We start from the raw sequence: 6,977 nt of genomic DNA, 5'->3' as shown, positions 1-6,977 counted from the left end.
GTGGTTCGGCCCGGGGCGGGTCGGTCTGGGGCGAGGAGTGCGGCCGACCCAGCGGCCGGGAGTTGGGGGTCGGCTGGCAGAGTGGAGGGGTGAGCCGTACCCCGCAGGGCCAGCGCGCCAGCCTGGACAAGCAGCCGCACGAGGTCGCCGCGATGTTCGACGGCGTGGCGGCTCGTTACGACCTGACCAACACCGTCCTCTCCTTCGGGCAGGACCGGTTCTGGCGGCGGGCCACCCGGGCCGCGCTCGACCTGCGGCCGGGAGAGCGGGTGCTGGACGTCGGCGCCGGCACCGGCGTCTCGACGCGGGAGCTCGCCCAGTCCGGGGCGTACGCGGTCGGCGCCGACCTGTCCCTCGGCATGGTGTACGCCGGCAAGCGCACCCGACCCGAGGTGCCGCTGCTGGCCGGGGACGCGCTGAAGCTGCCCTTCGCCGACGCCAGCTTCGACGCGGTGACCATCTCCTTCGCGCTGCGCAACGTCAACGACACCGACGCCGCCCTGCGGGAGCTGGCCCGGGTGACCCGGCCCGGCGGCCGGCTGGTGGTCTGCGAGTTCAGCACCCCGGTCAACCCGGCCTTCCGCACGGTCTACCTGTCGTACCTGATGCGTTCCCTGCCGGCGGTGGCCCGTACCGTTTCCAGCAACCCCGACGCGTACGTCTACCTCGCCGAGTCGATCCGGGCCTGGCCGGACCAGCCGGCGCTGGCCGCGCGGGTCGGCGCGGCCGGCTGGGGCAAAGTGGCCTGGCGCAACCTGACCGGTGGGGTCGTCGCGCTGCACCGCGCGGTCCGCGCCTGACCGTCACCGGCGGCGGGGCCGACACCCGCTGACTGGCTGCCGACCAGCCGTTCGCCCGACCAGCCGTTCGCCGACCAGATGCTCCGCCGGCACCCGGGCGGAGTGGGAGGCGATCGGACCGGCGTCGTCGCGTGGCGCCGCCGGGCGTCGGCGCGCTCGCCTCGCCCGCGCCGCGACGGACCCCTTCGTTGCGCCCTTTGCTCTGCCGCCACCGATGCACCAGCTCTGCGGGCAACCCGGTGCATCGGTGGCGGCAGAGCAAAGGGGCCGTGCGAGTGGAATCAGCCGGGCGCCGGGCGCCGGGCGCCCGGGGGCGGGGGCGTGCCGGAACGGCGGGGCACCGTCGGCCAGCCGGGAGGACGCCGCCGGCCGGCCCGACGGCGTGCGTCCGACGGCGTGCGTCCGACGGCGTGCGTCTGCTTTCGTGAATATCCGGATTTGGTCTACTTTGACCCGTAAGCTCGCCCCCATGACGGGACCTGACCAGGCGGACCGTGCGGCAACCACCGACGACGACGCCGCGGAACTCATCGCGCAGCTCAAGGAGTTGGCCGGCGCGGATCCCGCCGATGTCCGTCAGGTGGTGGCCGAGGTGCTCGCCGCGCTGGACCGCGCGGCCGGCGGGGCGCTGCGTGAGCACCTTCCGGAGACAATCCGGGTGGACGCCGGCCTGGACGCGGCCGCACCGGCCCGGCAGTGACCCCCGGCGACGCCGCTGTGTGGACTCCGACCGGCGTGTTTCCGGCAAGTTAGGTACCCCTGGTCCGGGGAAGGTATGACGCCGGTCATACACTCCTCCCGTCTGGGCTTGTGAAGCATTTCACGAGCGTGCGGGGAGGAGGCGCAGATGACCGCGGTGGAGAACGACGCCGACGTGATCGTCGTGGGCGCCGGTCCCGGTGGGTCGGCAACCGCGTACCACCTGGCTCGGCACGGCGTACGGGTGCTGCTGCTGGAAAAGACCGAATTCCCCCGGGAGAAGGTCTGCGGCGACGGGTTGACCCCACGCGCGGTGCGGCAGCTGATCCGGATGGGCGTGGACACCTCGCCCGAGGCGGGCTGGTTGCAGAACAAGGGCCTGCGGGTGATCGGCGGCGGCGTCCGGCTGGAGCTGGACTGGCCCGACCTGGCGAGCTTCCCCAACTACGGCCTCGTCCGCACCCGGCTCGACTTCGACGACCTGCTCGCCCAGCGGGCCATCGCCGCCGGCGCGAAGCTGCGGACCAGTGTGAACGTCATGGGCCCGGTGCTCGACGCCGACGACCGGGTGATCGGCGTGCAGGCCGAGGTCGGCCCGGAGAAGGAGCCGGCCACCTTCCACGCCCCGCTGGTCGTCGCCGCCGACGGGGTCTCCGGCCGCTTCCCGCTCGCCCTCGGGCTTGCCAAGCGCGAGGACCGGCCGATCGGCGTGGCGGTCCGCCGCTACTACCGCTCCCCGGTGAAGCACGACGACAACTACCTGGAGTCCTGGCTGGAGCTGCGCGGCAAGGGCAGCGACAACCTGCTCCCCGGCTACGGCTGGATCTTCGGGCTGGGTGACGGGCGGGTCAACGCCGGCCTGGGCATCCTCAACTCCTCCAACGCCTTCGGTAAGACCAACTACCGCCGGCTGCTCACCGACTGGCTCGCCAACACCCCCGAGGACTGGGGGATGACCGACGAGGCCAACGCCGAGGGGCCGATCCTCGGCGCCGCGCTGCCGATGGGCTTCAACCGGGTCCCCCACTACACGCGGGGCGTGATGCTGGTCGGCGACTCCGGCGGCATGGTCAACCCGTTCAACGGCGAGGGCATCGCGTACGCGATGGAGTCGGGGGAGCTGGCCGCGGAGATCGCGGTGCAGGCCCTCGCGCGCCCGGCCGGTGCCGACCGGGAGCGGGCGTTGATGGCGTACCCGACCGAGCTCAAGGCCCGCTTCGGCGGCTACTACCGGCTCGGCGGCATCTTCGTGAAGCTCATCGGCCGTCCGGAGGTCATGCGGATGGCGACGAAGCACGGCATGCCGCACCCGACGCTGATGCGCTTCGTGCTCAAGCTGCTGGCCAACCTGACCGACCCCCGGGGCGGGGACGCGATGGACCGGGTCATCAACGCGATGACGAAGGCCGCGCCGGCCGTCTGAACACCGCGTCCGGGCCGGTGACGGCACGGACGCGGAGAGAGATCGCCCCCCCGCTGGCGGACGTCACGAGGGACGTGAATAGTGTGATTTTCGTCAAGCACCAGGGGCAGGGGAAGGACGAGCAGGAGAAAAGATGTCGCTCTCGCCTTACGCACCGATCATCGGGCTGTTCGCCCTCGCCGCGGGGTTCTCGCTGTTCTCCGTGGCCGCCGCCCGCTTCGCCGGTCCCCGGCGCTTCAACAAGGCCAAACTCGAGGCGTACGAGTGCGGCATCGAGCCCAGCCCGCAGCCCGTCGGCGGCGGCCGGTTCCCGATCAAGTTCTACCTGACGGCGATGCTCTTCATCGTCTTCGACATCGAGATCATCTTCCTCTACCCCTGGGCGGTCTCGTTCGACGCCCTGCCGATCTTCGGCTTCGTGGAGATGGTCCTGTTCATCGTCGCGGTCTTCGTCGCCTACGCCTACGTCTGGCGGCGCGGCGGCCTGGACTGGGACTGAGGGAGGAACCTCAGATGGGTATCGAGGAGAAGCTTCCCGCGGGTGTCCTGCTCACCTCGGTGGAGAAGCTGGTCAACTGGTCGCGGAAGTCGTCGGTCTGGGGCGCCACGTTCGGCCTCGCCTGCTGCGCCATCGAGATGATGGCCGCCGGTGGCCCGCACTACGACATGGGCCGCTGGGGCATGGAGGTCTTCCGGGCCTCGCCCCGGCAGGCCGACCTGATGATCGTGGCCGGTCGGGTGAGCCAGAAGATGGCCCCGGTGCTGCGCCAGATCTACGACCAGATGGCGGAGCCCCGCTGGGTGCTTTCGATGGGCGTCTGCGCCAGCAGCGGCGGCATGTTCAACAACTACGCCATCGTGCAGGGCGTCGACCACATCGTCCCGGTCGACATGTACCTCCCCGGCTGCCCGCCGCGGCCGGAGATGCTCATCGACGCGATCCTCAAGCTCCGCGAGAAGATCATGTACGAGCCGCTGGGCCCGAACGGCCGCAAGATGCTCCAGGCCCGCCAGGAGCGCGGTGACGTGCCCGTGGTGCCGTACGGCTCGATGCCGTCCTCGTACCGCAACGACAAGGCCCGGCGCGCCGAGTGGACGAAGGCCGTCCGCGAGGGGCGCGAGGAGCAGCTGCGGATCGAGAACTGGATGAACGCCCAGAACCACCTCCACGCGCACGGGGGCCCGAAGTGACCGCACCGAACGACAGGCGCGACGACGGCGGGGTGCCGGTACCGGTCACCCCAGCCGGCGCGAGCAGCACCGCCCCCGCCGAGTACCCGCCGGCCAGCCCCGCCGGTCGCGGGATGTTCGGCAACCAGGGCACCGGCGACGTCTCCGGCTACGGCGGCCTGGTCCGCCCGCGCCGGGCCATCGAGGACGCCCCCCGGCCGTACGGGGGCTACTTCGACGAGGTCCGCGACGCGCTGGAGGAGGCGTACCCGGCCTTCGGTGACGCGATCGAGAAGGTCGTCGTCGACCGCGGCGAGCTGACCCTGCACGTACGCCCCGAGCGGATCGCCGAGGTGTGCCAGGTGATGCGGGACGACCTGGCGCTCCGCTTCGAGCTCTGCTCCTCGGTGTCCGGGGTGGACTACCTGGGCGCCGACGCCCGCCGGCTGCACGTGGTCTACCAGCTCACCTCGATGACGTACCGCCGTCGGGTGCGGCTGGAGGCCGCGGTCTCCGTCGAGGAGCCGCACCTGCCGAGCGTCACCAGCGTCTACCCGACCGCTGACTGGCAGGAGCGGGAGGCGTACGACATGTTCGGCATCGTCTTCGACGGTCACCCCAACCTGACCCGGATCCTCATGCCGGACGACTGGGAGGGGCACCCGCAGCGCAAGGACTACCCGCTCGGCGGTGTGCCGGTCGAGTACAAGGGCGCGGAAATCCCACCGCCGGACCAGCGGAGGTCGTACCAGTGACCACGTCGAACTACGCCACCGAGCGCGAGACCACCGAGGGCAGGGTCTTCACCGTCACCGGCGGGGACTGGGACAGCATCGTCTCGGGCACCGACCCGATCAACGACGAGCGGATCGTCGTCAACATGGGTCCGCAGCACCCGTCCACGCACGGCGTGCTCCGGCTGATCCTGGAGCTGGAGGGCGAGACGGTCCGCGAGGCCCGCTCGGTCGTCGGCTACCTGCACACCGGTATCGAGAAGAACCTGGAATACCGGAACTGGGTCCAGGGCAGCACCTTCGTGACCCGGATGGACTACCTCGCGCCGCTGTTCAACGAGACGGCGTACAGCCTGGCGGTGGAGAAGCTGCTGGGCATCGAGGAGCAGATCACCGAGCGGGCCACCACCATCCGGGTGCTGATGATGGAGCTCAACCGGATCTCCTCGCACCTGGTCTGGCTGGCCACCACCGGCATGGAGCTGGGCGCGATCTCGATCATGCTCTACGGCTTCCGGGAGCGGGAGTACATCCTCGACATCTTCGAGACCATCACCGGCCTGCGGATGAACCACGCGTACGTCCGGCCGGGCGGGGTGGCGCAGGACGTGCCGGACGAGGCGGTCGTCAAGATCCGCGAGTTCCTGAAGATGATGCCGAAGAAGCTCAAGGAGTACGAGGACCTCCTCTCCGGCCAGCCGATCTGGATCGAGCGGACCAAGCACGTCGCGGTGCTCGACGTCACCGGCTGCCTCGCGCTCGGCGTGACCGGCCCGGTGCTGCGCTCCGCCGGCCTGGCCTGGGACCTGCGCAAGACCATGCCGTACTGCGGTTACGAGACGTACGAGTTCGACGTCCCGACGCACACCGACGGCGACGTCTGGGGCCGCTACCAGGTCCGGCTCGCCGAGATCCGCGAGTCGCTGAAGCTGGTCGAGCAGGCGCTGGACCGGCTCCGGCCGGGGCCGGTGATGGTGGCCGACAAGAAGATCGCCTGGCCGGCGCAGCTCGCCATCGGCGTGGACGGCATGGGCAACTCGCTGGAGCACGTCGCCAAGATCATGGGTCAGTCGATGGAGTCGCTGATCCACCACTTCAAGCTCGTCACCGAGGGCTTCCGGGTGCCGCCGGGCCAGGTCTACGTCGGCATCGAGTCGCCCCGCGGCGAGCTGGGCGTGCACGCCGTCTCCGACGGTGGCACCCGGCCGTACCGGGTGCACTACCGGGAGCCGAGCTTCGTCAACCTCCAGGCCCTGCCGGCGATGGCCGAGGGCGGCCTGATCGCCGACGTGATCGCCGGTGGCGCCTCGCTGGACCCTGTGATGGGTGGTTGTGACCGATGAGTGTTTTCACTGACGAGACGCGCGAGCGGGCACGGGAGATCATCGCCCGCTACCCGGCCGACCGGTCCCGGTCGGCGCTGCTGCCGCTGCTGCACCTGGTGCAGTCCGAGGAGGGTCACGTCTCCCCGGCCGGCGTCGCGTTCTGCGCCGAGGTGCTCGGCCTGAACAAGGCCCAGGTCGGCGCGGTGGCCACCTTCTACACCATGTACAAGCGCCGGCCGACCGGCGACTACCTGGTCAGCGTTTGCACCAACACGATGTGCAACGTGCTCGGCGGCCAGGAGGTCTACGACACCCTCGCCGAGCACCTCGGCGTCGGGCACGACGAGACCACCGCCGACGGGAAGATCACCCTGGAGCACGCCGAGTGCCTGGCGGCCTGCGACTACGGCCCGGTGATGACCGTCAACTACGACTTCTTCGACGGCGTGGACCCGCAGACCGCGCGCGGCGTGGTCGACGAGCTGCGCGCCGGTGGCCGGCCGATGCCGACCCGGGGCGCCCGGCTCTGCACGCTGAAGGAGATGTCGGTGCAGCTCGCCGGCTTCGCCGACGAGCGCGAGGGCGCGGTCGCCGACGGCGGGCCGGGGGAGCCGACCCTGCGTGGGCTGCTGCTGGCGCAGGAGCACGGCGTCTCGGTGCCCGGCTTCGACCCGAACACTCCGATCAGGAGCAAGGCGGAGGCCGACCAGGCCGCGGAGAAGGCGAAGGCCGCCGCCCCGGCGGCGCAGCCGGCACCCGCCCCGGCCGCGCCGGCGAAGGCCCAGGCCGCCGCCCCGGTCGCGGGCAACGGCGCACGGACCACCGC

General features: G+C 71.1%; 8 protein-coding genes. All 8 read left to right on the top strand.

The annotated features are described in order from the left end of the window. Positions 1-152: 152 nt before the first annotated feature. Entirely contained in the window at positions 153-800 is a 648-nt protein-coding gene (locus tag NCC78_RS25160; protein ID WP_250797480.1) for a demethylmenaquinone methyltransferase, read from the top strand. A gap of 469 nt (positions 801-1,269) precedes the next feature. Further along, positions 1,270-1,500 (top strand): hypothetical protein, encoded by a 231-nt coding sequence (locus NCC78_RS25155; protein WP_250797479.1) that lies wholly within the window; start codon positions 1,270-1,272, stop codon positions 1,498-1,500. Between the two features lie 147 nt (positions 1,501-1,647). After that, complete coding sequence (locus tag NCC78_RS25150; protein ID WP_250797477.1) at positions 1,648-2,922, top strand: geranylgeranyl reductase family protein; 1,275 nt, start codon at positions 1,648-1,650, stop codon at positions 2,920-2,922. 133 nt (positions 2,923-3,055) lie between these two features. Then, a complete protein-coding gene (locus tag NCC78_RS25145; RefSeq protein ID WP_088977004.1) occupies positions 3,056-3,421 on the top strand; it encodes an NADH-quinone oxidoreductase subunit A in 366 nt (121 codons plus the stop codon). Between the two features lie 14 nt (positions 3,422-3,435). Then, a complete protein-coding gene (locus NCC78_RS25140; protein ID WP_250797476.1) occupies positions 3,436-4,113 on the top strand; it encodes a NuoB/complex I 20 kDa subunit family protein in 678 nt (225 codons plus the stop codon). After that, complete coding sequence (locus NCC78_RS25135) at positions 4,110-4,847, top strand: NADH-quinone oxidoreductase subunit C (protein ID WP_250797475.1); 738 nt, start codon at positions 4,110-4,112, stop codon at positions 4,845-4,847. Before NCC78_RS25140 ends, NCC78_RS25135 begins: the two co-directional genes overlap by 4 nt. Next, entirely contained in the window at positions 4,844-6,169 is a 1,326-nt protein-coding gene (locus NCC78_RS25130) for an NADH-quinone oxidoreductase subunit D (protein WP_250797474.1), read from the top strand. Before NCC78_RS25135 ends, NCC78_RS25130 begins: the two co-directional genes overlap by 4 nt. Further along, the coding region (gene nuoE, locus NCC78_RS25125; RefSeq protein WP_250797473.1) for an NADH-quinone oxidoreductase subunit NuoE at positions 6,166-6,977 on the top strand (812 nt) is incomplete at its 3' end. The genes NCC78_RS25130 and nuoE, both read left to right, overlap by 4 nt.

Source organism: Micromonospora phytophila (assembly GCF_023656545.1).
GTDB classification, from domain to species: Bacteria; Actinomycetota; Actinomycetes; order Mycobacteriales; family Micromonosporaceae; genus Micromonospora; species Micromonospora phytophila.
The sequence above is the reverse complement of the archived record's forward strand: the minus strand, read 5'-3'. Positions and strand labels throughout refer to the sequence as shown.